Genomic DNA, 1,331 nt, shown 5'->3' on the forward strand with positions numbered 1-1,331 from the left:
CTAGTACAGCTCGGCGTAAATACACAGACTATTAGGCCGCCAAGACTTTACCCTTATATGTCCACTTAAAAGGCTTTGCCATTGTTTGATTAAAGTAGTTAATAAAATTGAGGATGCGATTTTTCAGATCGTACTGACTGGTGAAACTTGCTCTTTTGAGTAATTTCCGCACTAAAATGCTGAACCAAATCTCTATTTGATTAAGCCACGAAGAATGTTTTGGCGTGTAGTGGAAAACAATTTGATGTGTTGGGTCACTTAAAAAAACAGCACGAGATTTCATGGATTGAAGTATGCCGCTTTTTCCCTTAATACCGAGGTCGATATCTAAGCCTTCTTTTTCTGCGACCAAACGCACCAATGATTCAGATTGGTGAGTATTCAGACAATCCATAATCAGATGCCATTTTTGGGCATCGGGGTCAGTTTCAATGATGTGACGAATATTCAGTACAAAATCGGATTCTTTTCTCGAATCTCCGCAAGTTGGCTCGATAATCTTACCATTCGCAATATTGAAATTCGCTATCAAGGTCTGCGTGCCATGACGAATATATTCAAACTCTCTTCTTGCAACTTTTGCGGGTCGCATTGGTAAGTCTTTTTCGAGACGCTCAATGGCTTGAATTCCTGTCATCTCATCAACCGATATAGTGTGTTCTCCATTTTGACTGCGTTCAATCGCAGTCAGATATAAGCCTGTAATATCTTTAACTTTTGCATCAAATTCTTCATCCACAGGGGGGGGTTAACCAGTAGCGCGAGGCGTGTGGTTTAAGTTCTGCTTCTTCTAATAATCTGCCAACATGGCGGACTGATATACTTTCAATAATGCCTTGTTTCATGATTTCCTCCGCCAGTTCTCTCGCCGTCCAATGACTTATTGGTCGTCCATAATCGGACGGTGAGGAACAGGCAAGTGCAAATAACTCAGTTACTTGTTCCATGGTAAATTTTACTGGTGCGCCAACACGCTCTTGATCTTGCAATCTTTGCAAAATCGATAAGTCTTTTCCCTCGCTTTCCAACCATCGGTTTCGCCATAAGCGAGCCATCTGTCGGTTAATCTCTAGGCTTCGGGCTATTTCACGATGGTTTTGACCATCTGATGCCATGAGAATTATTTGGGCTCGTAGCACTAGCTGTTGGGGCGTTTTGTGTTTGTCGATCAACTTCTGAAGTTGATGACGCTCGCCATCGCTTAACTTTAATATTTTAGGCATTAATAAGGCCATCTCTGACTCCTCGATCACCCACCTAAACGGGTCTCAGCTAACTATGTTATTCTACCATAAATATAGTCTGTGTACTTACGCCGAGCTGTACTAGCA

The 1,331-nt window shown here is 42.0% G+C and carries 2 protein-coding genes; both read right to left on the minus strand.

The genetic code is table 11. The annotated features are described in order from the left end of the window. Positions 1-31: 31 nt before the first annotated feature. Entirely contained in the window at positions 32-739 is a 708-nt protein-coding gene (locus tag QUA36_RS31170; protein ID WP_333339235.1) for a transposase, read from the minus strand. Next, positions 732-1,235: a helix-turn-helix domain-containing protein gene (locus QUA36_RS31175; protein ID WP_333460158.1), complete on the minus strand. Its 504-nt coding sequence runs from the start codon at positions 1,233-1,235 to the stop codon at positions 732-734. The genes QUA36_RS31170 and QUA36_RS31175 overlap by 8 nt, the downstream gene beginning before the upstream one ends. Positions 1,236-1,331: the final 96 nt, after the last annotated feature.

Origin of the sequence: Microcoleus sp. Pol10D4, assembly GCF_036701555.1 — a bacterium.
Lineage (GTDB): Bacteria > Cyanobacteriota > Cyanobacteriia > Cyanobacteriales > Microcoleaceae > Microcoleus.